The following is a 25,368-nucleotide window of genomic DNA, read 5'->3' on the forward strand; positions in this document are numbered from 1 at the left end:
GCGCCCTCCAATGAATCCATCTGCATCCGCTCTGCTGCCATGAGCCGCCTTCACACAAATCCGATAATGTACATTATGTCATTACGGGCAGGAGGTGACGTCCCCGACATCAGGCGCCGCGCTGTCATCGCTGAACCGCCTCATCGGCCTATGGTCGGAACGTGTCCTCCGTGCCCCGCTCGCGCCCCTTTCCCACTGCCGTCTTCCTCGGGGACTCCATCACCACCGGGTGGCGGGCCGTCACCCATCCGCGCAACCGGTGGACCTCTCTGGTCTGCGAGCATCTGCGGTGGCGCGAGGTGAATCTCGCCGCTGACGGCATGGGCTTCTTCGCCTGCCGCGGCGGGCGCCTGCCCGGCGGGGGCCGCTCTCCGTCCTGCCGGGACATCATCTGGCTCGAGACGGTTCAGCGCGCGGAGCCCGACGTCGTGACCGTATGCCTGGGCCTGAACGACGCCGCCTTCCTGCCCTCCCGGCTCGAGCTCGTGAGGCAGGCGGTCGATCACGACCTGTCGTTCCTCGCCGCGCGGCTGCGCGGCGTTCCCGTCGTCGTCGCCCCCTGCCTCCCGGCGCTCGGCACCGGACCGCGTTTCGGCGTCGTGAGGCGCATGGTGCACGAACGGGCCACGGAGCTCGGACTGACATCGACCGATATCATGACGACCACCATCAACGACGATGAGAACAGGCTCTGCGCCGATGGCATTCATCCCGACGACGCCGGGCATGCCGCCATCGCGCGCGCCATGATCGGCTACTATGAGGGCTTTGTACCCGCATTGTGCCGTGCATGACCTCAGCGAGCGCGTCTCCCTGCTTCCCGACTCGCGTCAGGTGATGCCACCCCGGCGCGGGCTTGGATAATGCTTGCTCTGATAAACCGAGGAGATGATGATGAGCGCGCGCCGAGAGCCGACCCTCGCTGATGTCGCCCAGATCGCAGGCGTCTCCCTGACAACGGTCTCTCGCGTGCTCAACAACCGCGGTTACCTCAGCCAGGAGACGAAGGACCGCGTCGCCGAGGCGATCGCCGAGCTCAACTACCGGCCCAATCAGGTCGCGCGGGCGCTGCACGGCAAGTCCACCCACACGATCGGTGTCATCGTGCCGACCGTGGCCCTGCCCTTCTTCGGGGAGGTGGCGGCCGAGGTCGAGAACGCCCTGGCGGATCACGGCTACCGGATCCTCGTGTGCAACTCGATGGGCCGGGCGGATCGCGAGCGGGAGTATCTCGATCTGCTCGTCTCGCATCGGGTCGATGGCATCATCTCGGGCGCGCACAATGACAGCCTGCCGGAGTACCGAACAGTGCGCATGCCGCTGGTGACCATCGACAGGCTCCTGTCCCCCACGATCCCCAACATCACCTGCGACAATGAGACGGGCGGGCGTCTGGCGACCGAGCACCTGCTGGCGCGTGGGGCGCTCAGGCCCGCACTGCTCACCTCGCGGTCGGGGCCGCACAACCGCCGGGAGGCCGGCTATCTCGCAGTGCTGCTGGACAACGGAGTCGAGCCGGTTGTGCGCACGGTCGACTTCCACACTCCCGACTCCGAACGGGCCGGGCTCACCGAGGCGGTACTGGACTCCATGCCCACCGATGTGGACGCCGTCTTCGCCACCGACGACCTGACGGCCGCCGCGGTCCTGGAGTGGGCCCGGAAGCGCGGTCGCAGGGTGCCCGAGGAGTTCAAGGTCGTCGGCTTCGATGCCACGGCGGCCATGCGCCGGGCGCTGCCGGGACTCACCACCATTCAGCAACCCATCGACGATCTCGCCCTGTGCGCTGTCGATGTCCTGCTCGGGCAGATCGACGCCCGTGCCGAGGGCGTCGAGCCGCACGAGGCGGAGAGCCACTCCCCCGCCCCCCTGCCCATCCGGCTGCTGACCGGGATCACGACCTGAGACGGCTCTCCGGCCGCGGGCACCGCGGCGACGAAGGAGGAGCTGCCCTGATTCATCGGGGAGGAACGGCGGCGGAGAACACCGGGCCCCTCTACTCCTGGGATACCTCGGCCTTCTCGCCGGCCGACTCCTCCGGAGCATCTGGCGCCTGCGCAGCGGGCTCCACGACGTAGAGCGCATCGCCGCGCTCGACCTCTCCCGTGCGCTCATCCGAGATCCCGGCGAAGGATGCGGCATTGGACACGACCATCGGCGTCACCGTCTCGTAGCCGTCCTTCCTGACCGCGGCCCAGTCGACGTCGACCAGGACCTGACCGCGGAGGACCGTATCGCCGACCTTGACCCTGGGACTGAAGTGCTTGCCGTCCAGCTCGACGGTGTCCATGCCGACGTGGATGAGCAGCTCGACACCGCTGGCCGAGCGCAGCCCGTAGGCGTGGCCGGTCGGGAAGGCGACCAGCACCTCGCCGTCGACCGGCGAGACCACGGGGCCCGCGGTGGGGGCGACCGCGACGCCCGGGCCGAGCATGCCGGAGGCGAAGGTCGGGTCCTCGACCTCCGACAGGGGCACGGCGCGGCCCTGAACGGGAGAGGTGACGGAAAGATCCTCGGCGGCCCCCTCCGGCAGCTCGACGGGGGCCGCGTCCGCCGCCAGGACCTCGGCCTCGAGAGCGGTCTCGTCCACCTCATCGGCATCGCCGACGAGCGAGGCGTGGCCGCGGGTGGAGCCGTAGGCGTAGGCGGCGGCGAAGGCGACGACGAAGACGATCGCCTCGAGGAGGAGGTACCTGGGGATGTCCTCGGGAACGATGGAGGCGAAGCCCATGAAACCGGCGGCTCCCAGGGCCTGGGAGTGGATGTCGAGCAGGGCGACTGCGGCGCCGCCGAGGGATGCGACTCCCATGCCGATGTAGAAGGGCCAGCGCAGGCGGAGGTTGACACCGAAGATGGCGGGCTCGGTGATGCCCATGACGGCCGAGGCGCCACCGGCGCCGGCCAGGGCCTTCATCTTGGCGTCCCTGGCCTTGAAGAATACGGCGAGCGTGACGGCGCCCTGAGCGACGTTCGCCATGGAGGCGATGGGGAAGATGAAGGAACCGGGACCACCGTTCCCCATCTCGGAGATGAGCGGCAGCTCCACGGCGGGGAAGGACTGGTGCAGACCGGTCACCACGATCGGCGAGTAGACCAGGCCGAAGAGCGCCCCGCCGATCGGTCCGAGGGTGTTGTAGGTCCAGGCCAGACCGTCGGTGATCCAGATCGACAGCTCGCGGGTCAGGGGACCGACGACGACGAAAGTGAGGAATCCCGTCGTGAGCAGGGTGAGGAGCGGGGTCAGCAGGAAGTCGGTGGTCCCGGACAACCGCTTGTGGAGCCACTTCTCGATGACCGACATGATCCAGGCCACGCAGAGCACGGGGATGACCATGGACTGATAGCCGATCTTGTCCACGTGCAGGCCGAAGAGGCTCCAGTGGTCCACGGCGCTGGTGATGTCGCAGTCCGTTTGCCCGATCACGCACTGCGTGGTCCCGTGGTAGATCCAGAAGTTCGCGCGCGCCGTGCCGTCGCTCATGGAGGAGGCCGGAAGCAGGGAGGTGGAGACCATGGCGGCGCCCATGGCGGCGCCCAGGTAGACATTGCCGCCGAAGCGCTTGGCGGCGGAGTAGCCCACGAGCACGGGCAGGAAGGCGAAGGCCGCCGAGGAGATCATGTTGATCAGATCGGCGTAGTCGGCCAGCCAGTCCCAGCGCTGAACCAGCGACTGATCGCCGAACAGGCCCTCGGCGGTCAGGACGTTGTTGAGGGCCATCATGAGGCCGCCGGCGATCAGAGCCGGCAGGATCGGCACGAAGATATCCGCGATCGTCTTGATGAAGCGGGAGACGGGGTTGCCGCCCTTGGCGGCTACCTCCTTGGCCTCGTCCTTGGAGACCTCCTTGACGCCGCCGGTGGTGATCATCTCGGAGAAGACCGTGTCCACATCACCGGGGCCGACGATGATCTGGAACATGCCGCCCGCGATGAAGGTCCCCTTGAGGTCGGGATCCTTGTCCAGGGCCTTCTGGTCCACCTTGTCCATGTCGTTGAGGACGAGGCGCAATCTGGTCGCGCAGTGCGCCGCCGCGCTGATGTTCTCCGCGCCGCCGACGTACGTCAGGACGTCTTTCGCCACTCGGGCGTGATCCATGGCCACCCGGGATTCCTTTCTCTGGGGCCTGGGCGCTCGGCGATGAGCCTCAGGGCGATGAACGCGTGGGAAACAACTGTGGGACCCGAGCGTCCAGACCTATGTCAAACGACTGTCACAATACCGTCGCGGCCGTCACATCGCAAGCGCTGCATGAGAATTGCGGGAGTTCGGTCTCAGTCGAGCGGTCGTGCCCGGGCGCTCCGCAGCCTCAGGATGCCGTCGGTCCTCACGGTGGCGCCCGAGGAGTCGGGGGGCACGAAGCTGCGCAGGGTGAAGACGATATCGCCGTCCCCCACGACGATCTCGGTGATCGATCGATCGTGGAGCACTTCCAGGCGCGGGCGGATCGACGGGGACGCGGTGACCCGTCGCCTGGCGCCGTGCCGGGCGTACCTCGACGTCGTCCGGTCGACCACCAGGTGCGTCCCGGAGGCGGAGAGCGTCAGGTCGATATCGACGTGGCACGGCTCGTCCCCGATGCGCAGGCCCCAACGACCGCTGTCCCCCGTCGTCTCCAGAGCCTCGGCCTCCAGCTCGAGATGCCAGGAGCGGTGTCCCCGCAGCTCGGAGACCCGGGTCTCCCCCGTCACCGGCGCCCCGGCCAGTTCGAGTTCCGCCGCGTCGTCGGGCAGCGGGGTCGCCGGACGCTGGACGAGGCGACCGTCGCGCAGGGTGAGCACGCGGGGAACCGTCATGGTGTGGACCCAGCCTGCGGAGTCGGCACTGGGCTGGTCGTCCTCCTCGGCGTTGCCGGCCCACCCCATGAGGAGCACCGGTCCCGGCCGCGCGGGGTGCCGCGCGAAGACCTGCGGGGCGTAGAACTCGAAGCCCCGATCGATCTCGCGGATCTCGCCGCTGCACTCGCGCAGCTCGTCGCCCACGAGCCGCCCGACCGTGTAGACGCAGGGGAAGATGTTCTCGTAGCCCTCCTCGTCGGGCCGAATGCCCTGAGGGCAGAAGATGAGCACGTCGTGCTCGGTCCCCGTCGCCTCGTCGGGCACGCGGACGATGCCCGGGCACTCCCACATGTAGCCGAGCGAGTCGAGAGCGCCGTGGGCGTCGGGGAAGCTCAGCTCGCCCTCGAAGCGCCATGAGACGAGATCCGCGGACCGGTACAGGAGCGCCGTGCCGGTCCGGTCCGTGCGCTGCGCGCCCACGACCATTCGGAAGGTGCCCGGCGCATCGGGGTCGCGCCACACCTGCGGGTCGCGGAAGTGCGCCGTGTAGCCGTTCGGGCGATCGATGATCGGGTTGCCGGGCCACTTGGTGAAACGGGCCAGGTCCCGGCTGCTGGCCAGTGCCTGGGTGGAGATGCGGGCGTCGGTCGTCGGATCCTTGAGGTTGCCGGTGTAGAACAGTTGGAAACGGGCGTGATCGGGCGCGTGCGCCGCCTCGTCGCCGGCGAGCACGAGTGCGCTCCCCGAGTAGGCCCCGCTGCGGTCGTAGGGGGAATCGGGGATGATCGCGGGATCGTGCTGCTCCCAGGTGAGCAGGTCGTGCGAGGAGGCGTGCCCCCAGAAGACGAGTTTGCGTCGGGGGTGGAAGGGCCCGAACTGGTAGAAGGCGTGGTAGGTGTCCCCGTCGACGAGCAGGCCGTTGGGGTCGTTGAGGCGTCCCACGGGCGGAGCCAGATGGAAACGGGGGTAGTCCGGGTCCTGCCCCGCACGGGACGAGGCCATCGCCTTTCGAGCGAGTGCTATGAGATCCTCCGCCATGGGCAGAGGTTATCAACTTCCCGGTGGTTCGAAGATGATTCAGTGGTAGTACGGGATCATGAGCCATAGGCCGAAGACGATGATGCCCAGGGCCAGCGCCAGGAAGAAGCCGGCCGCCAGCTCGGCGGCGTGCAGACCCTTGACCTCTCCGGCCAGACGCTTGAGGTGGGCCTCGTCGAGCATGCGGGCCGCCGAGGAGGTGATGGCCAGGATGAAGCTGGTGACGAGCACGGTCACCACCGTGACCAGCGCGAGCGACGCCCAGTCGATGCTCATACGATGCTCTCCTTCCGTGGTGCCTGCGATGCGGCGGGAGCGGCCGTGCTGGTGATCGCCGCCGCGCTGACGAGCTCGTCCTTGACCTCGTTGAGGGTCTTGGGGGCGCGCCCGAGCTCGGGATCGGACTGCCTGGCCACGACGACGGAGTCCGCGTCGTTGACGTTGGAGAAGTCGACCCGGTTATGACCGGCTTGCCGGATGATGAGCCATGCTCCGACCAGGAGCAGGACGATGACGGCGATGGTGCCGAGAACGCCGCCCCTGACCGCGATCAGGGAGGTCAGTGCGCCCACCACCGCGGCGCAGGGCAGCGTGACGAGCCAGGCGATGCCCATCTTCCCGAAGGTTCCCCACGACACCTTCGCCCCCCGTCCCACTCCGGTGCCGAGGATCGAGCCGGTGCAGATGTGGGTGGTCGACAGGGCGAAGCCCAGGTGCGAGGAGGCGAGGATGGCCACGGTCGAGGTCGTCTCGGAGGCGAAGCCCTGCGGCGGGTCGATGTGGACCAGTCCCTTGCCCATGGTGCGCATGATGCGCCAGCCCCCGGAGTAAGTGCCCAGACCGATGGCCAGTCCCGCTGCGCCGACCACCCACCAGTGGGGACCGGTGCCCGTCTCCTGGTATCCGGCGGCGATCAGGACCAGGGTGATGACGCCCATGGTCTTCTGGCCGTCGGAGGTGCCGTGGGCCAGGGCCACCATGGAGGCCGAGATCCGCTGCCCGTTGCGGAAGATCGTCTGGCTGAAGCGATCGGTGGGGCGGGCTATGCGATAGGCGACCCAGGTGGCGAGCGCCGACGCCATTCCGGCCACGCACGGGGCGATGAGCGCGGGCAGGATGATCTTGGAGACCACCGTGCCCCAATGCACGCCCTGGAGGCCCGCGGCCATGATGACGGCGCCGATCAGCCCGCCGAAGAGCGCGTGGGAGGAGGAGGACGGCAGGCCGAAGAGCCAGGTGGCCAGGTTCCACAGAATCGCGCCGGCGAGGCCCGCGAAGACCATCGCGGGTGCCGCCTCGATGAGCGCGTCGTTGAACATGCCGTGGGAGATCGTCTTGGCGACCTCCGTGGAGAGCGTCGCGCCGATGACGTTCAGCACGGCCGCGACGAAGACAGCGCGCTTGGGGGTGAAGGCCCCCGTGGCGACGGAAGTCGCCATGGCGTTGGAGGAGTCGTGGAATCCGTTGGTGAAGTCGAAGACCAGCGCCGTAATGACAACGACCACCACGATGAAGAGTGTTGTACTCATACCATCTCTCGGTCAGGTGAGCGGATCGGGCCCCGGGAGCGGCCGATGCCGACCGGGGCGGGATCCGGGTCGCATGAACACGGCCCACCCTCATTGTTACCAGCGACCGACTGCACTCGACAGCGAGATTCCGAGTGTTCACCAACTGTTCACCTGCCCCCCGATGGCGCCGGTCGCGATCGGCATCGCCCTCGCAGGCCCGGGAGCAGGAGGGGGAGGATGATGGGATCATGCCGCTGTCCCGCCGTCGCCCTCGTCGCCGCACCCCCTCCGGCTCCTCCTCGCGCCATGACGACGCGGGTCCGGTCCTGCGGGCGCTGGCCGCGAGCGTCTACGCGCCCACCGCGGTCTTCGCCGTCGGCTCGGGCGCGATCCAGCCGGTCCTCGTGCTGGCGGCCATGGACGTCGGGATGTCCCGACCCGCGGCGGCCCTGGTCATCGGTCTGCTGGGGGTCGTCGGAGTGGTCTCGGCGCCTGTCGCGGGAGGCGTCGTCGCACGCGTGGGAGGCAGGCGGGCCATGGCCGCCGGCACGGTCATGGCGGTCGTCGCGGCCATCGGCATCCTCATTGCGATGAGCGCGCCATCGGCCGCCGCGGTGGCGATCTTCGTGGTCGGCGTCGTCCTGCAGGCGGTCGCCGCGAACCTGTGGGCACTGGCCAGACAGGGCTACGTCGCCGACGCGGTTCCTCCGTGGGCCCGAGCCCGAGCGCTGTCCTTCCTGGGAGGCATGATGCGCCTGGGCGTCCTGGTCGGCCCGGCGATCGGCTCGCTCGCCATTCTGGCGGCCGGCCGGCGCGGGCCGTTCGCGTTCCAGATCGTCATGGTGCTCGGCGCCATGTGGCTGGTGCTGGCACGGGCGCTGCCCTCCCGGGAGCTTCGTCGCGCGCGCCGCGCCGCTGAGACGGCGCGCGCCCGAGCCGTCGGCGGGACCACCGCCCCGTCCGCCGGCGACTCGACTGAGCCCGCGCGCACGCGCGTCGACCTGCCCGCGACCGCCGCCGTCGCCGTGGCCATGACCTGCCTGCAGCTGCTGCGGACCAATCGGACCGTGCTCGTACCGCTGTGGGGCGCGCACCTGGGCCTGAGCGACATCCTCATCTCGGCGACCTTCGCGGCCGGGGCCCTGGTCGATGTCGCCATGTTCCTGCCCTCGGGCAGGTGGATGGATCGTCACGGGCGCCTGGCCGGCATCCTGCCGGCCCTGTTCTTGATGGGGGCCTCCCTGATGCTGGTCGTCGTGTGGACCTCCCCGATCGGTTTCGTGGTGAGCACCTGCCTCATGGGCTTCGGCAATGGTTTCGGCTCGGGCATTGTCATGACGATGGGGGCCGATCTCGCTCCGACCACCGGTCGCGAGCGGTTCCTGGGGTGGTGGCAGGGCATCGGGAACATAGGTGCCGCGGCCGGTCCCTTCGTCGTCTCGACGCTGACGGCGACGCTCGGGCTGGTCGCCGGGATGCGGGGGAACAGCGTTTCTGGGCGTTGTCGGCGGGGCGTGGGCCTGGGTGGCTATGCCCCGCGCCTACGCCCGCGTCGGCATCGACCTGCGGGGTCGAGCGCTCGCCAACGGCGAAGTGAGACGAGGCAGACGCCTCAGCGCGCCCTGACTGTTACACGGGGGGAGCAACGATAAGGTTCGGACCATGGCAGCCCGAAGTGGAAGCACGCGCTCGTCCAAATCCCGGAAAGGCCGCGCCCCGGCCCCTTCTCACCTGGATCTCGGAATCGATCTGGGCACGACTCGAACCGTCGTCGCCCGCGCCGACCGAGGAAACTATCCCGTTCTGTCCTTCACCGACACGAACGGCGACTCCCACGACTACTACCCGTCCTTGACGGCGCTGACCGAGGACGGTCTGGTGCACGGCTTCCGGGCGCGCCGGGCCGCCCGGGAGGGCGCCCCGCTCCTGCGCAGCCTCAAGCGCGCCCTGGCGGCGCCGTCGGTCAGCGCTTCGAGCACCGTGACCCTCGGCGATCGCACGCTGAGCATCGGCGAGGTGCTCGTCTCCTTCCTAACGGACCTGCGTCAACGGCTGGCCATGTCCGGGGTGCTGGACGGCGCCGATCCCGGCAGCGAGGACGCGAACGTGGTGGTGGCGGTGCCCGCGCACGCCTACGGGGCCCAGCGCCTGCTCACGCTCGACGCCTTCCGAGCGGCGGGCTTCCATGTGACCGCCATGCTCAACGAGCCCAGCGCCGCCGGCTTCGAGTACACGCACCGCAAGGCGTCCACCGTGTCCTCCCGGCGCACGCGGGTACTGGTCTACGATCTCGGCGGAGGGACCTTCGACACCTCCTTGGTCGATGTCAACGGCGCCGCCCACGAGGTGCTGGCCTCTCGAGGACTGGGTGATCTCGGCGGTGACGACGTCGATCTCATCCTGGCCCAGCTGGCGCTGGCGCGCGCGTCCGTGGACGAGGCCGTTCTGAATGCGACGCAGCTCGGTGATCTCCTCGACCAGTGCCGCGGTGTCAAGGAGGCCCTGGCGCCGCAGTCGCGGCGCATGGTCATCCCCGTGCTCGACAATGACGTCGTCCTGCCGGTAGCGGATCTCTACGAGGCCACAGCGCCTCTGATCCAGCGCAGTGTGGACATGATGGCGCCCCTGGTCGGCCGGCTCGAGGACGGCGGTCCGGATCTGACCGATATAGCCGGCATCTACCTCGTGGGCGGCGCCTCGGGCCTGCCGCTGGTGCCGAGAATGCTTCGCGAGCAGTTCGGACGCCGTGTCCATCGGTCCCCCTACCCCGGGGCCTCCACCGCGATCGGTCTGGCCATCGCCGCCGATCGCGATGCCGATGTCCGGCTGACGGATCGGCTCTCGCGCGGCTTCGGCGTCTTCCGGGAGGCCGACGGTGGCGCGCGCACGTCCTTCGACGCGATTCTGACCGAGGACTCCATACAGAAGGGCAGCGGGGCCAGCGCCACTGTGGCGACACGCCGCTACCAGGCGGTCCACAACGTCGGACGCTACCGGTTCGTGGAGTGCGCGGGAGTCGATGATGACGGGGAGCCTCGCGGCGAGCTCGCGCCCTATGAGGACGTCCTGTTCCCCTTCGACGCCTCCCTGCGCGATATCGATGACCTGTCCTCGGTGCCCGTGGTGCGCACGGGCGGTGGCCCGCAGATGGAGGAGCATTACGAGGCGGACGAATCCGGTCTGGTTCGGGTGACGCTCACCGACCTCAGCGATGGCCACAGCCGCACCTACATTCTGGGGCATCGCACCGCCTGAGCCCGGAGCCCGCGTGGAGTCGTCGATGCCGGGCGGCCGGATGGTAGGTCAAACGGCTTCCGACAGGGCGGTGAGCCGGTCGATCTCCTCCGGTGCGAGTTCGAGGGTGAGCGCCGTCAGGATCGGGGCGAGCTGCTCCGCGGTGCGGGCCGAGGCCAGCGGCGCCACCACACCGGGGCGGTCGCGCAGCCACGTCAGGGCGACCGCGGCCGGCTCCGTGGCGTGGGCGGCCGCGATCTCGGCCAGCGCCTCGACCACGGCGAAGCACTCGGGCCGCAGATAGTCGGCCACCATGGAGGAGCGCGAGGAGACGACCGCCTCGCCCTGTTGTCGGTACTTCCCGGTCAAGAAGCCGGCGGCCAGCGAGAAGTACGGGATGAGGCCCATGTCGTGCCTGGCCGCGACGTCTCCGCGGTTCCCGGGCCCCTCGACGTCGCCCCGGTGGAGAAGGTTGTAGTGCGGCTGGAGCGCGACGGGGCCTGGGCCCCCATGTCGGTCGCGACGCCGCACCACTGCTCGATGCGCTCGGGAGTGTAGTTGGACAGCGCCACGTAGCGGGTCTTGCCGGCGGAGCGGAGCTCCTCGAAGACGGCCACGGCCTCCTCCAGAGGCGTGTCCGGGTCGTCGAAGTGCGCGTAGTAGAGGTCGACGTGGTCGGTGCCCAGGCGCGTCAGGGATTCCTCCAGGGCGGTGCGGACGTTGCCGGGTGCGAGCCCGCCCCGGTCCGGTTTGGCGGAGACCTTGGTGGCGATGACGACGTCGTCACGGCGCCCGCGTCCGCGTAGCCACGAGCCGATGATCGTCTCCGACTCTCCCCCGACATTGCCGTCCGCCCAGGCGGAGTAGACATCGGCCGTGTCGATGAGGTTGCCGCCCGCATCGGCGTAGGCGTCCAGCACGCGATGCGAGGCGGCCTCGTCGGCGGTCCAGCCGAAGACATTGCCGCCCAGTCCCATGCGGCAGACATCGAGGTCCGAGGCGCCGATCCTCATCGTGGGGTTCTCCTGTCCGTGGTCGTACGGCGGTACCTGGGTCATGGCGGCCATGACGGGACCATGCGCGTCGCGAGGGGGCCGCCCCGGTCTCCGCGGACGCGATCAGCCGAGCCGGCGCCTGGCCGCACGGCGCTTGGCCAGCTCATCCTCGACCACCGGCGCCCGGGTCGCGTGGTCGACGGGGAGCTCGGCCAGAGAGCCCTCGACCTCGTGCCATACGCGTCCCACGGCGATGCCGAAAACGCCCTGGCCGCCCTGGACGAGATCGATGACCTCGTCGGCGCTGGTGCACTCGTACACGGAAGCGCCATCGCTCATCAGGGTGATGGAGGTCAGGTCCTCCACCCCTCGTTCATGAAGGGCGTTGACCGCCGTGCGGATCTGCTGGAGGGAGACACCGGTGTCGAGCAGTCGCTTGACGATCTTGAGCAGCAGAATGTCGCGGAAGGCGTACAGGCGCTGAGAGCCGGACCCCCTGGCCCCCCGGATGGAGGGCTCCACCAACCCGGTACGGGCCCAGTAGTCCAGCTGCCTGTAGGTAATGCCGGCAGCTCGGCAGGCGATCGGTCCGCGATAACCCGCGTTGGTGTCGAGCTCGGGGAGCGGGTCTCCGAAGAGCATCCCCTGACCGCGTTGGGGTGCCGGGGCGTGAAGGCTGGCTTCGTTCGCGCTCAACTGACCTGCTCCTGTCGGAATGGGGGCATCACATCGGGTGGGCCCCGTGGTGGTGGGATCGGGCGGACGTCCCCGACCGGGAACCACGATAAGGCCACCGCCCGCGGGGCTCAACGAAGGGCGCGCCGGGTCCCACTGTCAACGATGTCTCAATCTCAAGGTGAGGTCAAGATCCATTCGACCGCGGTGGTTGTTTGCGGCTCGATATCAGGGATGTTGCGACAGACCAGCAGAAACGGCGTAGTGATGTACGCCATATTTTGAGTCACACACGTCACTTCTGTTCCGCGTGTCGTGGGCTCGGACGATCGCGATCCCAGGCCGGGGACGTCGCCTCATCGACCACGGCCGTGGCCAGCTCCTCCCGCCACTGCGCGAACCGCAGGCGGATCTCCCGGGCGTCCAGATCCAGCCCTCGCAGCTGCAGGAGCCTGGCGCTCGCCACGATGGGGCGCCTCAGGGAACGCGCCGTGACCAGCGCCTCCGCCGGAGCGCATGGCACGCGGTGCTCGGTCCTGTCCCGGGTGAGCACCACGCGAGCGCGCAGCGCCGCATCCGCATCGACATCGAGCTCGACGGCATCGACCTCGCCTCCCAGTACCCGGCACGCCTGTTCGAGGAGGTCGATCCACGTCGGGGCGTGCGTGGGCTCGCCGGCACTGAGCAGGAGGCCCTCGCGGGGGGTGACGGGGACCGCGATCACCGCGGGGCCTCCGTCCTCGACGAGGATGGCGACTAGCCCCTTCCGTGATGTCGTGGAGCGGACGCTCATCAGTGTCATGGTGCTCACGGGTCAAATCTACGGGCGCACGAGCGCCGTGTCCGGGAAACGGGGGCGAGACCTCGGCCCGGTCCCCGGGGGCCATCCCGGGGCGCGTCTCAGCCCAGTGCCGAGACCGCCTGGTGCAGCAGCGCCGTATGCAGTTCGGCGAGCACGCCGGCGAGCTCGGAGGCCGCGTCCTCGGCGGCGGTGCTCGAGCGCACTCGCCGGTATTGGACGGCCAGGTCGACGACATCGGCCTCTCGCTCGGCCGCGGTCCGCACCGACCGGAGGTTGCGCAGCGGGATGCCGAGACGGTGAGCGCGCAGCGCGAGCGCCACCGTGCCCAGGGAGCGCGAGTCGAAACGGCCATGGGCGTCAGGCGTCACGACGCCGATGGCGACCAGCTCCTCGAGCTGAGCCATGGAGGCGCCGGCGTGATGGGCCAGCGAAGCCGCGTCCAAGCTGGTGCCTATCACCGCATGGCCGTCCGCCGCCACCACACGCGGGATCGGAGCGGGCTCGGGGGCCCGGGGCGAGGCGTCCAACTCGGCGAGCCGCTGTCGGATGACTGACAGCGGCAGGTACTCGTCGCGCTGGGCTGTCAGCGCATAGCGCAGCCGTTCCACATCGGCCTTGGAATAGCGCCGGTAACCGTTGCCGACCCTGTAAGGGGAGATGAGCCCCTCCCCCTCGAGGTAGCGGACCTTCGACAGGGACAGGGCCGGGAACTCCGTCTTGAGCCGATCGACGACCTCGGAGATCTTCATCTCCGGCTTGCGGGAGACGTCCCGGGGCCAGGGGACGGCCTCGGCATCGTCGGCCGCCTCGCGCTCAGCGGGACGACGGCGCGCGGGGACGGCACTCACTGCACAGCCGCACCAGCTACGGGACCGGGGTGGTACGTCATGCGGTACTTGCCGATCTGGACCTCGTCCCCCCGACGCAGAGCGGCCTGCTCGACGCGCTGACGATTGACGTAGGTGCCGTTGAGGGAGCCCGAGTCGCGCACGGCGAAACCGCCCTCCTGCAGCGCCAGGAAGATCGCGTGCTTGCGCGAGACCGTCACGTCGTCGAGGAAGATATCCGCGCGCGGGTGCCGTCCCACGGTCGTCTCGGCCGAGTCGAGCAGGAAACGCGCACCCGTGGTCGGGCCCTGCTGAACCAGCAGCAGAGCCGTACCGGCGGGCAGGGCGGTGATCGCGGCACGGTCCTGCTGGGAGACTCCGATAAGCGGTGCGGCCGGATCAGCACTGAGATCCATGGCACCGAAGGACTGGGTCGTGCTGGGATCCGGCTCGATCGGCGTGCTCGGCATCTGTTCCCCTCGGGTCGGGCGGCGCGGGTCGCGCCGGCGTGGTCACACCATACCTTCGCAGCGCGCACTACTGGCAACGTAGTCGCGCCTTCGTACGCTCAGGGCACGTGTCAGGACATCATGGCGCGTACCGAGCAAAACTACTCCCGCGAGCGGCGCGGAACAACCACCGGGACTCATCCGAGGCTTCCGACGGCGTCGATGTCGCACAGCCGCGCCCTCCCGCGGCGGTCGCACGGCGTTCACGGGTGCGGGAGGGCGGGATCGGTCTCAGTCCCATTTCTCCTCGGGGCGGCCGTCCTGGGCCCACAGGACGTGATACACCCCCTCGGGATCGTCGACACGGTGGTAGGTGTGGGAGCCGAAGAAGTCGCGCTGCCCCTGGATGAGGGCGGCCGGCAGCCGCGGCGCGCGGAGCTGATCGATGTACGCCAGTGAGGAGGCGAAGGCAGGAGCCGCCACGCCCGCCAGGGCGGACGTCGCCACGACCTCGCGCCAGGCGGGCAGCGCAGTCTCCAGAGCGCGGGCGAAGACGGGCGCCGTCAGCAGGCTGGCCGGCTCATGGTCCTCCTCGTAGGCGCGGGTGATGTCGTCCAGGAAGCGGGCGCGGATGATGCAGCCACCGCGCCAGATGCGCGCCATCGCGCCCAGATCCACGTTCCAGCCGTTCTCGGCGCTGGCGGTGGCGATCTCGTCGAAGCCCTGCGCGTACGCGGCGATCTTCGACCCGTACAGGGCCTGCCTGACCGACTCGGTGAAGACGGTGCGGTCGTGATCGGACGTGAGAGTCGAGAAAGATCCGGTCCTCCGCGCCCCGGCGTCCAGGTCGGCGGCGCGCACGGCGCCGCGGGCGGCCTCCGAGGAGGAGACGGCCCGCGCGAAGGTCGCCTCCGCGATCGCGGGGACCGCCGTCCCGAGCTCGAGGGCGGTCTGGGTGGTCCATACGCCGGTGCCCTTCTGACCGGCGGCATCGACGACGACGTCGACGAAGGGCTCACCGGTCGCGGGGTCGAGGCGGTCGAGGACCTCGGTGGTGATGTCGATGAGGTACGAGTCGAGCTCGGAGCTCTTCCAGGAGCGGAACACCTCGGCGATTCTCGGCACGCCCAGTCCCGCGACATGCCGCAGCAGGCTGTAGGCCTCGGCGATGAGCTGCATGTCGGCGTACTCGATGCCGTTGTGGACCATCTTGACGAAATGGCCGGCGCCGTCGGGTCCCACGTGCGTGCAGCAGGGAACGCCGTCCACATGGGCGGAGATGGACTCGAGCATGGGACCGAGCCGGTCGTAGGACTCCTTCGTGCCCCCGGGCATGATGGACGGGCCGTGCAGGGCGCCCTCCTCCCCTCCGGACACGCCCATGCCCACGAAGCGGATGCCGGCCCCGCTCAGCTCCGCCTCACGGCGCTGAGTGTCCTTGTAGAAGGTGTTGCCGGCGTCGACGATGATGTCCCCGGGCTCGAGGAGTCGGCGCAGCTGGTCGATGACCGTCTCGGTGGCCGCGCCCGCCTGAACCATGATGATGACGACGCGCGGGCGCCTCAGGGAGGCGACGAAGTCCTCCAGGCGAGTCGCCGGCACGAAATCGCCCTCCGCCCCATAACGCTCCATGAGACGCTCGGTGCGAGCCGCGGTGCGGTTGAACACGGCCACGGCGTGCGCATGACGGACCAGGTTGCGGGCGAGATTCGCCCCCATCACCCCCAGCCCGTAGACGCCGATGTCGGCACTGGAGGAAGCCGGGACGAAGTCGCTCATGTCGTGCCTTCCCCGCCCGCATCGAGACCGGCGGGCGACCATGGTTGCGCGAATGGATCCGGGAATGAGCGTACCGCAGGGCCCGCGAGAAGAGCAGGGCGCGCCCGGGCCGGGCGGAGTTCTTGTCCCACCGGGTGCTCGATGCTTTAGTGGTGCTCGCATCCTGTCCGGGACGCACACCGTCAGAGGAAGGTACTCGTGGACGATTCCTCCACCCCGACACCCGGTCGCGTCGCACCGGCCGCCGGTTCCAACCCCCTGCTGGATCCTCGCGACCTGCGAATGCCCCGGATCGCCGATCCCTGCGTGCTCGTCATGTTCGGCATCACCGGCGATCTGGCGCGCCACAAGCTGCTGCCGGCCATCTACGACCTGGCCAATCGCGGCCTGCTCTCGCCGAGCTTCTCCCTGGTGGGCCTGGGGCGGCGCTCCTGGAGCGACGACGACCTGCGGGTCTACGTGGAGAAGGCCGTGCGGGCCGGCGCCCGCACGCCGTGGCACCAGGCCATCTGGGACCAGCTCGCCGACGGCATGCGCTTCGTGGAGTTCTCCTCCTTCGAGGACGACGGCGCCTACGCCCGACTGACCGGCGTCGTGACGGACCTGGACGCCACGCGCGGCACGAGCGGCAACCGCGCCTTCTACCTGTCGATCCCGCCGGGATGGTTCCCGGCGGTCACCCAGCGCATCGCCGCCTCGGGACTGGTCGACGAGTCGCCGGGCTCCTGGCGTCGCGTGGTCATCGAGAAGCCCTTCGGCCACGACCGCGAGTCCGCTCGTGAGCTGGATGCCCTGGTGGGCGGGATCGTGCGCCCCGACGACGTCTTCCGCGTCGATCACTATCTCGGCAAGGAGACCGTCCAGAACATCCTGGCGCTGCGCTTCGCCAACACCATGCTCGAGCCGTTGTGGAACCAGCGCTACGTCGACCACGTCCAGATCACCATGGCCGAGGACATCGGTATCGGGACTCGTGCGGGCTACTACGACACCATCGGCTCGGCCCGCGACGTCATCCAGAACCACCTGCTCCAGCTGCTGGCGCTGACCGCCATGGAGGAGCCGATCGCCATGACGGCTCCGGCCGTGCGCGCGGAGAAGGAGAAGGTCCTGGCGGCCGTGCGCCTCGAGCGCCACGGCGTGCTCGATCTGGGCTCCACCACCGCGCGCGGGCGCTACGACGCCGGGTTCCAGGGCGGCGTGCCCGTGAAGGGCTATCTCGACGAGGACGGCGTCGCCCCCGACACGCGCACCGAGACCTTCGCGGCGGTCCGGCTGGAGATCGCCAACCGGCGCTGGGCGGGCGTACCCTTCTATCTGCGCACCGGCAAGCGGCTGGCCCGTCGCGTCACCGAGGTCGCCGTCGTCTTCAGGAGTCCGCCCTTCCTGCCCTTCGACGACGCCTCCACCGCCGGGGTGGGCGCCAACGCGATCGTCCTGCGGATTCAGCCCGATGAGGGCATCACCCTGCGGCTGGCCTCCAAGGTTCCGGGCACCCATATCGAGCTGCGCGACGTGTCCATGGACTTCGGCTACGGGCGCACCTTCAACGAGGAGTCCCCCGAGGCGTACGAGCGGCTGATCCTCGACGCCCTGCTCGGCGACGCGCCGCTGTTCCCCCAGCAGCGGGAAGTCGACCTGTCCTGGCGGATCCTCGATCCCATCATCGAGCGCTGGGCCGCGTCGGGCGCCCCCGACGGCTACCGCCCCGGTTCCTGGGGCCCCGAGTCGGCTCACCGGCTCCTCGCTCGCGACGGCCGCACCTGGAGGCGTTCATGATCACCACTCTCACCGCCACGACCACCGACGGCATCGTCTCGAGGCTCCTCGCCGAGGAGGGCCTCGCGGGCGGCTCGCACGTGCTGACTCTCCTCATCGACACCGATCGCCGGGGCCTGGAGGAGGCGCTCGCCGCCGCGCACGGGGCGAGCAGGGATCATCCGTGCCGGATCGTCGCAGTGGTGCGACCCGATGAGGGCGACGAGGCGGCGGCCGGGGCCCGCTCGCACGACGGGCACGTCGCACCCGAGCTGCCCGGGCACCTCGATGCCGAGATCCGGGTCGGTCACGACGCCGGAGCCGGTGAGACACTGGTTCTGCTCCCCTGGGGCGAGGCCGCCGAGCACACCGACACGCTCGTCGTCCCCTTCCTGCTGCCCGACGTCCCGGTCGTGGCCTGGTGGCCGACTGAGCCGCCCGAGTGCCCGTCGAGGAGCCCGCTCGGGCGGCTGGCCTCCACCCGCATCACCAACACCCCGGCGCTCGCGCATCCGGTGACGGCGCTCGAGGCGCTCGCGCCGTCCTTCACCCGGGGCGACATCGACTTGGCCTGGACGCGGATCACGCTGTGGCGGGCCATGGTCGCCTCGATCCTCGACCCCATCCTGCGAGAGGGCTCGGTAGGGGGCCTGGTCATCGCCGGGGAGCCGGAGAACGCCTCCATGGCGCTCATGACCCAGTGGCTGGCACTGCGCACCGGGGTCGTGGTCGAGCGCGTCGATGTCCCCGGCTTCAGCGGCATCTCCTCGATCACCGTGACGACGCCCGCCGGCGAGGTCGTGATCGCCCGCACGGATCAGGAGCGGGTCACCATCACCCGCCCCGGGGGCGGCGCCCCGCAGCTGGTCACCATGCCCAGGCGCGAACCGATCACAACGATGAACGAGGAGCTGCGACGGCTCACTCCCGATCTCGTCTTCGAGGAGGTTCTGGCCTCCTTCGCCGCCGAGTGCCGCCGCGCATCCGGGAAGACCCGTTCGTGAGCACCGTCGATCCGATCGAGGAGAGGGCCGTCTCCCTGCCGGCCGCGGGCGTGGTGCGCCGCCCCTCCTTCGACGAGGCCTGCGCTCTGGCGGCCGCGCGCACATCGGCGCTTCTCGCCGAGGCGGTGGCCGAGCGCGGCTCGGGGCATCTCGCCCTGACCGGCGGCTCAGCCGGCGTCGCGCTGGCGCGCGTGCTGCCCGCCGCCCTCGGCGCGGCGGGGATCGGCCCCGGGGAGGGGCTGGAGAGCATTCACCTGTGGTTCGGCGACGAGCGCTTCGTCGCCGCCGGTCTCACCGACCGCAACGACCTGCTGGCGGCGGATCTGGTGAGGGCCGGCGTGCCCGAGGGCAATGTCCACCGCCTGAGCGGCCCCGAGGAGGGCATCGGGGTCGAGGACGCCGCCGCGCGTCTGGCCGCGGAGCTCGTCGCGGCCGGTCCCGAGGGGGCCTCCTTCGATGTCGTGCACCTGGGCGTCGGGCCGGATGCCCACGTCTGCTCCCTCTTCCCCGGGCACCCGGCCGCCCGGGTGATCGGGGCCGACGTCGTCGCGGTGCGCTCGTCTCCCAAGCCTCCGCCCGAGCGGGTCTCGCTGACCTTCGACGCGCTGCACCGGGCTCGGTGCATCATGCTGGCCGCGAGCGGCGAGGGGAAGGCGCGGGCGGTTCGCGCCGGTCTGGGAGAACCCGACGCGGTGAGGGCCCCGGCGTCGTGCGCGCGCGGGCTGACCACCACCTGGTACATCGATGACGCGGCCGCCGGGCGGCTGGAGGGGTGAGCGCTCAGTGGAGCGCCGTCCGACGGTTCGTGCACAGCTGCCGAGCGCGCCCGGTTCGCGGCCGCGGCCTGTGGACGGGCACGCGGGCGGGGCGGCGGGCCGCGTAGCCTGAGCGCATGCGAACCCAGCCGCTCGGCCCGTCCGGCCCGATCGTCGTCCCGACCTGCTGATATGCCCACTTCGACGCTGCACGCTCTCGGCGCCGCTCTTGTCCTCGCAACGGCTCTGGCGGCGAGTCCCGTCCCGTCCGAGCAATGGGACGCCCGCGGGGACCAGGTCCTGAGCGCCCAGGAGGCGCTGGCCGCCCTGGAGTCGCTCCCGCCGGACGCCCCGGCCGCCGTCTCCTGGGCCGAGGGCGGGTCGCGCACGGGCTGGTTCGGCCAGGCGTGGGAGGACGTCGATGGAGACGGCTGCGATACTCGCAACGAGATCCTGGCGCGGGACCTCGATGAGGTGGACTACTCGCGTGCCGATGGCGTCCAGGACCGCGACGGGGGAGTCGGACAGGGCGCATCGGGGTGCCCCGACGCCACGGTGTGGTCCGGGACGCTTCACGATCCCTATACGGGATCCGTCATCGCCTTCCAGCGCGGGCAGGGCACCTCCGAGGCCGTGCAGATCGACCACGTGGTGCCTCTGAACTATCTTTACGCGCACGGCGCCTGGGCGTGGGACGAGCGCACGCGCCTCCTGGTGGCCAACGACCCGCTCAACCTGCTGGCGGTCGATGGGAGGGCGAATCAGGCCAAGTCGGCCTGCGGCCCGGCGACCTGCCCGGCGGGCTCGACCGAGACGGGTTCATGGGACGCCGGCGCCGGCCCGGGCTGGTGGCCCCCCGACGACTCCTACAGATGCGCCTACGCCGCCCGCTTCGTCTCGGTTGCCGCTGCTTACGGGCTGGGCCCTCCTCAGGCCGATGTCGATGCGCTGCGCGTCACCTTGACAGACTGCGCCGCGGGTGGCGATGGTGCTCCGTCGGTTCTGGAGCGGGTGACCGGCACCGCCCGAAGCACCGCGGATGTCCTACGGACCGGACCCGTCTACCGTCTGGCGTCGATCATCGGAATCGCCCTGATCGGGGCGGGCCTGGTGACGCGCGCCGGACGGGGCCCGGCAATGGGGCGCCGGAGCGGACGACGTCGTCGGAGCCGGCGTCGCCGCTAGGATCGGATCATGGGTACCAGGCGGCAGCGGGGCGAGCGGGCGCCCCGGGGCATCGACGGGGCCGACGGCGACGGGCCCGTCTCGGCGAGAATCGACGTGTGGCTGTGGAGCGTGCGTCAGGTCAAGACGCGCTCCGCGGCGACGGCCGCGTGCCGTGCCGGGCACGTGCGCATCAACAGGGAGCCGGCCAAGCCCGCGCAGCATGTGACGGTCGGTGACGAGGTCCGCTACCGGGTCGATGGATTCGACCGGCATCTCATCGTCGGACGCATTCTGCTCAAGCGCGTCGGGGCGCCGATCGCGCGCGCCTCCTACACCGATGTCTCCGCCCCGCGCCCCTCCCCCATGGACGCGCCGGCGGCCATCATCCGGGATCGGGGTGCGGGTCGGCCCACGAAGAAGGAGCGCCGTCGGCTCGATGCCCTGCGCGCGGCGCCGAGCGACATCGACATCGAGCGCATCCTCGACGGCGACGGCCGTTGAGGATGCGCCCACGGCCGCGCACTCAGCGTGCCGGCAGGCGATCCAGAAGAACCTCGATGGTGTGCAGCACGCCGTCGTCCGCGTTGCCCGGGGCGATGTAGCGGGCGCGGGCGAGGATGTCGGGGTGGGCATTGGCCATGGCGAACGACAGATCGGCGTGGTCGTACAGCTCTGCATCGTTGAGGTAGTCCCCGAAGACCGCGGTCTGCGCCGGGCCGACGCCCAGTCGCTCCTGTATCGCGGCCAGCGCTCGGCCCTTGGAGGCGGACGGGGCCATCATGTCGACCCAGTGCGCGCCCGAGACCACCACCTGCACGCCGGGCACGGCCGCCGCCAGAGGGTCGCGGCACTCGGTCTCGGCGTCGCCGAAGGCGTAGACGGCGATCTTGATGACGTTGTCCAGCGGGAGGTCGAGCAGGTCCGCGACCGGTTCCAGAGCCGTGTAGTAGAGGGCGCATTGACGAACGAACCGTTCGTCGATGCGGTCGACGTAGGCGCGGTCCCTGGTGGCGATCACGGGTCCGACGTCGAGTTCCCGCTCCCGCAGGGCGCGAGTCGTGCGCACTGCGGCGACGGCGTCCGGGCGGGCGATGGTCTCGCGGTGGATCTCGGTGCCGCCCTGGACGACGACCGTGCCGTTCTCCGCGATCACCGGGCTGTCGGCGATCGCGGCGCCGAAGACGGTCCTGAGATTGTCGAGCTGGCGGCCCGAGGCCGGTACGAAGGCGACATCGTTCTCGCGCATGCGTGTCAGGACGGTGCCGAAACGGGGCGGAAGACGCCCCTCGACGTCGAGCAGGGAGCCATCCATATCGGTGACGACCAGCCTGAGATCCACGATGTCGGGAAGGGCGTCGGTCGGAGTGGGAGCGGGAGCGGTCATGCCTCGATCCTCCCAGACCCGGCTCACCGGGCCGCACGCGGTACCGGGTGCGGTGGGACACTCGTGTCATGTCCGACGCGCCCGCGGTTCCAGACTCCCCCGATCTCGTCGTGTGCGGGGACGGGCTCGCCCGGCCCCGGTGGGCCGCATCGGATCCGCTCCTGCGGGAGTACTACGACACCGAATGGGGCATGCCGGTGCGCGACGAGCGCGGTGTCTTCGAGCGGCTGAGCCTGGAGGCCTTCCAGTCCGGCCTGTCGTGGGCCACGATCCTGCGCAAGCGTCCCGCCTTCCGCGAGGCCTTCGCGAACTTCGATCCGGACGCCGTCGCCGCCTTCGACGACGACGATGTGACCCGGCTGCTGGCCGATGCGTCCATCGTGCGCAACCGGGCCAAGATCCTGGCCGCCCTGACCAATGCGCGCGCCACCGTCGCGCTCCGCGAGGACGCCGCGGTCGGCGGGCTGGCCGGCCTGGTGTGGTCCTACCGGCCCGCTCGCACGCCCGAGCCCCGCCGCGCCGCCGACGTCCCCGCGCGGTCAGCCGAATCGACGGCGCTGGCCAAGGATCTCAAGCTGCGGGGCTTCCGGTTCGTGGGGCCCACTACCTGCTTCGCGCTCATGGAGGCCATCGGGATCGTCGACACCCACCTGCTCGGCTCGTATCGTCGCGGCTCCTCAGGGGTCTGGAGCTGAGGCCCCCGAACGGCATCGGTGCGGATCGGGGCGCTCCGCACCGCCCGCGAATATCATTCCGGTGTGGAAGAACTCATGGGGCCTCCTGCGCTCGTCGTGATCGGAGGCCTGCCCGCGACGGGCAAGACCGCTATCGGCCGTCCGGCGGCACGCGAGATGCGGGCCGCGTACCTCCGCATCGACACGATCGAGGGCGCCATCCTCCGCGGTGAGGGCCGTTCCGGGCTGCCCCGGGGGGACGAGGGGTACGTCATCGGATACGAGCTCGCCTCCGATCAGCTCGACCTCGGCCTCGATGTCGTCGTGGAGTGCGTGAATCCCATCGCCACCACTCGCGACGCCTGGCTCGCCGTCGGCGACCGGGCCCGGGCGCTGGTCATCGAGGTCGAGCTCGTCTGCTCGGACGTCATCGAGCATCGGCGCCGTCTTGAGGCGCGGGAGATCGATGTCGTCGGCATCACGAACCCGCGGTGGCGGGAGGTCATCGATCGTGATTACGAGCGCTGGGAACGAGACCGCCTCATGATCGATACGAGTCTCGTCCGGCCGGACGCCGCGGCGCGGACGGTTCTCGACGAGGTCCGCCGCCGGCGCGTGTCGCGGGTCTCCCGCTAGCGCTCGTTCCGGTGGCCGACGGGGCCGTCCGCCGGCGTGAGTCGCTCGTCATCGTCGTCACGCGACCCCGTGCGCTCACCGCGTCGCCTCGGGCCTGGGCAGCGGGCGGCGGGCCACGGCCTCCGCCACCTCGAACGCCTCGTCCAGGTCCGCCGCGTGACCGAGGTAGTTGAACCGGTAGACGATGGCGCCGATCATCATGTCGACGCTGGTCATGGGGTCGGGGCCCTGCCATCGGCCCGCGGACGCGGCCCGGGCCACGGCATCGATCGCACCATTGCGCAGCGGGGCGATGATGCGGTCACGGTAGGCGGCCTGCGCCTCGGGGTGCCCGATGAGCCCCAGAGCGATCTGGGGCAGGCTGCCGGACAGCGGCGAGGTGGTGAAGAAGGCATGGGCCCGGACGATGATGGCGCTGAGGTCCACCAGCGGGTCCTCCCCCGGCTCGCACTCGCGCGAGCCCATGGCGGTATCGACCGCGTCGACCGCCAGATCGACCAGGGACGGCCACCGACGGTAGATCGTCGACTTGGGCACGCCCGATCGCCGGGCGACCTCGTCGATGCGCAGGCCGCGGAATCCCTTGTCGGCGAGCAGGCCGAAGGTCTCGCGCAGCACCCTGACATCCACCGATGCGTCCCGTGGACGCCCGCCGCGTCGTCTGCCGTTCGCAGGCACCGCCGCCTCCTCATCATCATCATTTCATCATTCGGGTCACTCGGGTCGATCCGCAGCGGATTCTTCCAAAGCGGCCGGGGACGCGCTAGCATCAATTGTGCGACCATCGGTAGCGGAGCTGTGGAGGGGACCCGTGGGCAAGGTGAGCAGACTGGATCTGGCGACCGGGGGGCTCTTCTTCTCCTGGCTCATCCACGATCTCGAGGAGTACGTGACCATGCCGGGCCGCGCCCACCCCTTCACCGGTGCGCTGCCCTTCATGCCCGCGGGCGTGCGCGCTCACGGCGTCTCGCGGGACCAGACGGATATCGCTCTCACTCTCGTGGGGGCGCTCATGGCGGCCGCCTCCATCGATGGCTACCGCACTCGCGGGCGCTCGCCCTTCTACCAGGCGATGCTCTACGGCTACGGCATGCACGCCCTCATCCACCTCGCCTCGGCTCTGACGGCTCGCCGCTACACGAGCGGAGCGGCCACTGCGCTTCCCGTGGTACTGCCCTTCTGGCTCTTCGCCAACGCAGCGCTGCGGGCCGACGGCATCGAGGTGCGGCCCCGCCGCTGGACGATCGCGGCCTTCCCCGTCGTCGGTCTCGTCGTCCACGGCGTGGGCTACCTGGCGTCCGGACGCCGGATCGGGGCCGCTTCATGAGTCGGCTGACCCGCATGGATCTGGTCACCTATGGACTGGCGCTGTGCTACCTGGTGCACGACGGCGAGGAGCTGCTCACCTACCGGGCCTCTTCGGCGCGGGTTTTCGGGTCCCTACCCGCCCGAGTGCCGCTGCCCGCCGAGCTCCGTGAACGGGGGTGGAGTCAGAACCATGTCAACCTCGGCATCGCTCTCATGGGCGTCCATTGGGTCGGCGCGGCGCTCGCCGGTCGACGCAGCGGTGGGCACTCGGCATGGTTCCAGAACGCGCTGGCCGTCTGGGGTCTGCACGGCGTCGGCCATCTCGGGATGTGCTTACTCCGGGGCGGTTACGTCTCCGGGGCCTTCACCGCTCCCCTGGTCATCGGCTACGGGGCCTGGGCGTGGCGCGAGCTGCGGGCCGAGGGCGTGCCGTGCCGGGTGAGCGTGGGCGGTGCCGCCGCGTCCCTGCCGGCGCTGCTGGCCGCTCACGCCGGGGCGGAGGGGATTCTCCGAGTACTCGAGGGGCCGAGTGCGAGACCGGCCGGGACATCCGGGATGTCCGAGGACTCCACGATCGGGAGCCGGTGGACGTGAGC

Annotated in this window: 25 protein-coding genes and 1 pseudogene; 13 read left to right on the forward strand and 13 right to left on the reverse strand. The window is 70.2% G+C overall.

All coding sequences use genetic code 11. The features are described 5' to 3' along the window. Positions 1-161 precede the first annotated feature (161 nt). Both G448_RS0104395 and G448_RS0104400 read left to right on the forward strand, forming a co-directional pair. Positions 162-794 (forward strand): SGNH/GDSL hydrolase family protein, encoded by a 633-nt coding sequence (locus G448_RS0104395; RefSeq protein ID WP_026407007.1) that lies wholly within the window; start codon positions 162-164, stop codon positions 792-794. 100 nt (positions 795-894) lie between these two features. Beyond that, a complete protein-coding gene (locus G448_RS0104400) occupies positions 895-1,905 on the forward strand; it encodes a LacI family DNA-binding transcriptional regulator (protein ID WP_026407008.1) in 1,011 nt (336 codons plus the stop codon). 91 nt (positions 1,906-1,996) lie between these two features. Here the strand turns inward: G448_RS0104400 and G448_RS0104405 are convergent, their stop codons facing one another. The 4 genes from G448_RS0104405 to G448_RS0104420 all read right to left on the reverse strand — a co-directional run bounded on the left by G448_RS0104405 (position 1,997) and on the right by G448_RS0104420 (position 7,343). Further along, positions 1,997-4,096, reverse strand: a complete 2,100-nt coding sequence (locus G448_RS0104405; RefSeq protein ID WP_211227961.1) for a PTS sucrose transporter subunit IIABC — start codon at positions 4,094-4,096, stop codon at positions 1,997-1,999. A 176-nt stretch (positions 4,097-4,272) separates the two neighbouring features. Next, a complete protein-coding gene (locus G448_RS0104410; RefSeq protein WP_026407010.1) occupies positions 4,273-5,814 on the reverse strand; it encodes a glycoside hydrolase family 32 protein in 1,542 nt (513 codons plus the stop codon). 39 nt (positions 5,815-5,853) lie between these two features. Further along, on the reverse strand, positions 5,854-6,090 hold the full coding sequence (locus G448_RS0104415) for a hypothetical protein (protein ID WP_026407011.1): 237 nt from the start codon (positions 6,088-6,090) through the stop codon (positions 5,854-5,856). Further along, positions 6,087-7,343, reverse strand: coding sequence for an inorganic phosphate transporter (locus tag G448_RS0104420; RefSeq protein WP_026407012.1), 1,257 nt, complete (start codon positions 7,341-7,343; stop codon positions 6,087-6,089). The genes G448_RS0104415 and G448_RS0104420 overlap by 4 nt, the downstream gene beginning before the upstream one ends. A 230-nt stretch (positions 7,344-7,573) precedes the next feature. Between G448_RS0104420 and G448_RS15055 the strand changes: the two genes are divergently transcribed. Beyond that, positions 7,574-8,977, forward strand: a complete 1,404-nt coding sequence (locus G448_RS15055; protein WP_245572178.1) for an MFS transporter — start codon at positions 7,574-7,576, stop codon at positions 8,975-8,977. A gap of 10 nt (positions 8,978-8,987) precedes the next feature. Then, positions 8,988-10,580, forward strand: a complete 1,593-nt coding sequence (locus G448_RS0104430; protein ID WP_026407013.1) for an Hsp70 family protein — start codon at positions 8,988-8,990, stop codon at positions 10,578-10,580. Between the two features lie 48 nt (positions 10,581-10,628). Here G448_RS0104430 and G448_RS19095 read toward each other — a convergent pair whose 3' ends face one another. From G448_RS19095 to gndA, 7 genes and pseudogenes are all read right to left on the reverse strand, one after another. Beyond that, positions 10,629-11,093, reverse strand: coding sequence for an aldo/keto reductase (locus tag G448_RS19095; RefSeq protein WP_342663527.1), 465 nt, complete (start codon positions 11,091-11,093; stop codon positions 10,629-10,631). 59 nt (positions 11,094-11,152) lie between these two features. Continuing rightward, positions 11,153-11,626 (reverse strand): annotated as a pseudogene (locus tag G448_RS19100) (aldo/keto reductase); the annotation flags it as partial. Positions 11,627-11,677: 51 nt separating this feature from the next. Next, positions 11,678-12,196 (reverse strand): MerR family transcriptional regulator, encoded by a 519-nt coding sequence (locus G448_RS0104440; protein ID WP_034494373.1) that lies wholly within the window; start codon positions 12,194-12,196, stop codon positions 11,678-11,680. Between the two features lie 328 nt (positions 12,197-12,524). Continuing rightward, positions 12,525-13,031, reverse strand: coding sequence for a bifunctional nuclease domain-containing protein (locus G448_RS15065; protein ID WP_051268614.1), 507 nt, complete (start codon positions 13,029-13,031; stop codon positions 12,525-12,527). A gap of 98 nt (positions 13,032-13,129) precedes the next feature. After that, entirely contained in the window at positions 13,130-13,879 is a 750-nt protein-coding gene (gene ftsR / locus G448_RS0104450) for a transcriptional regulator FtsR (RefSeq protein WP_245572179.1), read from the reverse strand. Next, the gene (locus tag G448_RS0104455) at positions 13,876-14,328 is read right to left on the reverse strand and encodes an FHA domain-containing protein (protein WP_026407016.1); all 453 of its coding nucleotides are present in this window, start codon (positions 14,326-14,328) and stop codon (positions 13,876-13,878) included. Before G448_RS0104455 ends, ftsR begins: the two co-directional genes overlap by 4 nt. Before the next feature lie 270 nt (positions 14,329-14,598). Then, a complete protein-coding gene (gene gndA, locus G448_RS0104460; RefSeq protein ID WP_026407017.1) occupies positions 14,599-16,086 on the reverse strand; it encodes an NADP-dependent phosphogluconate dehydrogenase in 1,488 nt (495 codons plus the stop codon). A 282-nt stretch (positions 16,087-16,368) separates the two neighbouring features. Here gndA and zwf point away from each other — a divergent pair, with 282 nt between their 5' ends. From zwf to G448_RS0104485, 5 genes are all read left to right on the forward strand, one after another. Further along, positions 16,369-17,865 (forward strand): glucose-6-phosphate dehydrogenase, encoded by a 1,497-nt coding sequence (gene zwf / locus G448_RS0104465; protein WP_245572189.1) that lies wholly within the window; start codon positions 16,369-16,371, stop codon positions 17,863-17,865. Then, positions 17,862-18,848 carry a glucose-6-phosphate dehydrogenase assembly protein OpcA gene (locus G448_RS0104470; protein ID WP_026407019.1) on the forward strand — a complete coding sequence of 329 codons (987 nt, stop codon included), beginning with the start codon at positions 17,862-17,864 and terminating at the stop codon, positions 18,846-18,848. The genes zwf and G448_RS0104470 overlap by 4 nt, the downstream gene beginning before the upstream one ends. Then, positions 18,845-19,624: a 6-phosphogluconolactonase gene (gene pgl, locus G448_RS0104475; RefSeq protein ID WP_026407020.1), complete on the forward strand. Its 780-nt coding sequence runs from the start codon at positions 18,845-18,847 to the stop codon at positions 19,622-19,624. The genes G448_RS0104470 and pgl overlap by 4 nt, the downstream gene beginning before the upstream one ends. A 171-nt stretch (positions 19,625-19,795) precedes the next feature. Then, positions 19,796-20,788: an HNH endonuclease family protein gene (locus G448_RS0104480; RefSeq protein WP_026407021.1), complete on the forward strand. Its 993-nt coding sequence runs from the start codon at positions 19,796-19,798 to the stop codon at positions 20,786-20,788. A gap of 9 nt (positions 20,789-20,797) precedes the next feature. Continuing rightward, positions 20,798-21,271, forward strand: coding sequence for an RNA-binding S4 domain-containing protein (locus G448_RS0104485; protein ID WP_084436323.1), 474 nt, complete (start codon positions 20,798-20,800; stop codon positions 21,269-21,271). A gap of 22 nt (positions 21,272-21,293) precedes the next feature. Here G448_RS0104485 and G448_RS0104490 read toward each other — a convergent pair whose 3' ends face one another. Continuing rightward, entirely contained in the window at positions 21,294-22,154 is an 861-nt protein-coding gene (locus G448_RS0104490) for a Cof-type HAD-IIB family hydrolase (protein WP_026407023.1), read from the reverse strand. Between the two features lie 68 nt (positions 22,155-22,222). On the opposite strand from G448_RS0104490, the gene G448_RS0104495 reads away from it, so the two are divergent. Both G448_RS0104495 and G448_RS15070 read left to right on the forward strand, forming a co-directional pair. Next, complete coding sequence (locus tag G448_RS0104495) at positions 22,223-22,849, forward strand: DNA-3-methyladenine glycosylase I (protein ID WP_026407024.1); 627 nt, start codon at positions 22,223-22,225, stop codon at positions 22,847-22,849. Positions 22,850-22,912: 63 nt separating this feature from the next. Continuing rightward, entirely contained in the window at positions 22,913-23,464 is a 552-nt protein-coding gene (locus G448_RS15070) for a P-loop nucleotide/nucleoside kinase family protein (RefSeq protein WP_211227957.1), read from the forward strand. 75 nt (positions 23,465-23,539) lie between these two features. Here G448_RS15070 and G448_RS0104505 read toward each other — a convergent pair whose 3' ends face one another. Further along, a complete protein-coding gene (locus G448_RS0104505) occupies positions 23,540-24,142 on the reverse strand; it encodes a TetR/AcrR family transcriptional regulator (protein WP_026407025.1) in 603 nt (200 codons plus the stop codon). 142 nt (positions 24,143-24,284) lie between these two features. On the opposite strand from G448_RS0104505, the gene G448_RS15075 reads away from it, so the two are divergent. Together G448_RS15075 and G448_RS15080 are read left to right on the forward strand one after the other, a co-directional pair. Next, a complete protein-coding gene (locus tag G448_RS15075) occupies positions 24,285-24,791 on the forward strand; it encodes an HXXEE domain-containing protein (protein ID WP_034494438.1) in 507 nt (168 codons plus the stop codon). Next, positions 24,788-25,366 carry an HXXEE domain-containing protein gene (locus G448_RS15080; RefSeq protein WP_211227958.1) on the forward strand — a complete coding sequence of 193 codons (579 nt, stop codon included), beginning with the start codon at positions 24,788-24,790 and terminating at the stop codon, positions 25,364-25,366. The genes G448_RS15075 and G448_RS15080 overlap by 4 nt, the downstream gene beginning before the upstream one ends. Positions 25,367-25,368: the final 2 nt, after the last annotated feature.

The organism is Actinomyces gerencseriae DSM 6844, assembly GCF_000429265.1.
GTDB lineage: Bacteria > Actinomycetota > Actinomycetes > Actinomycetales > Actinomycetaceae > Actinomyces > Actinomyces gerencseriae.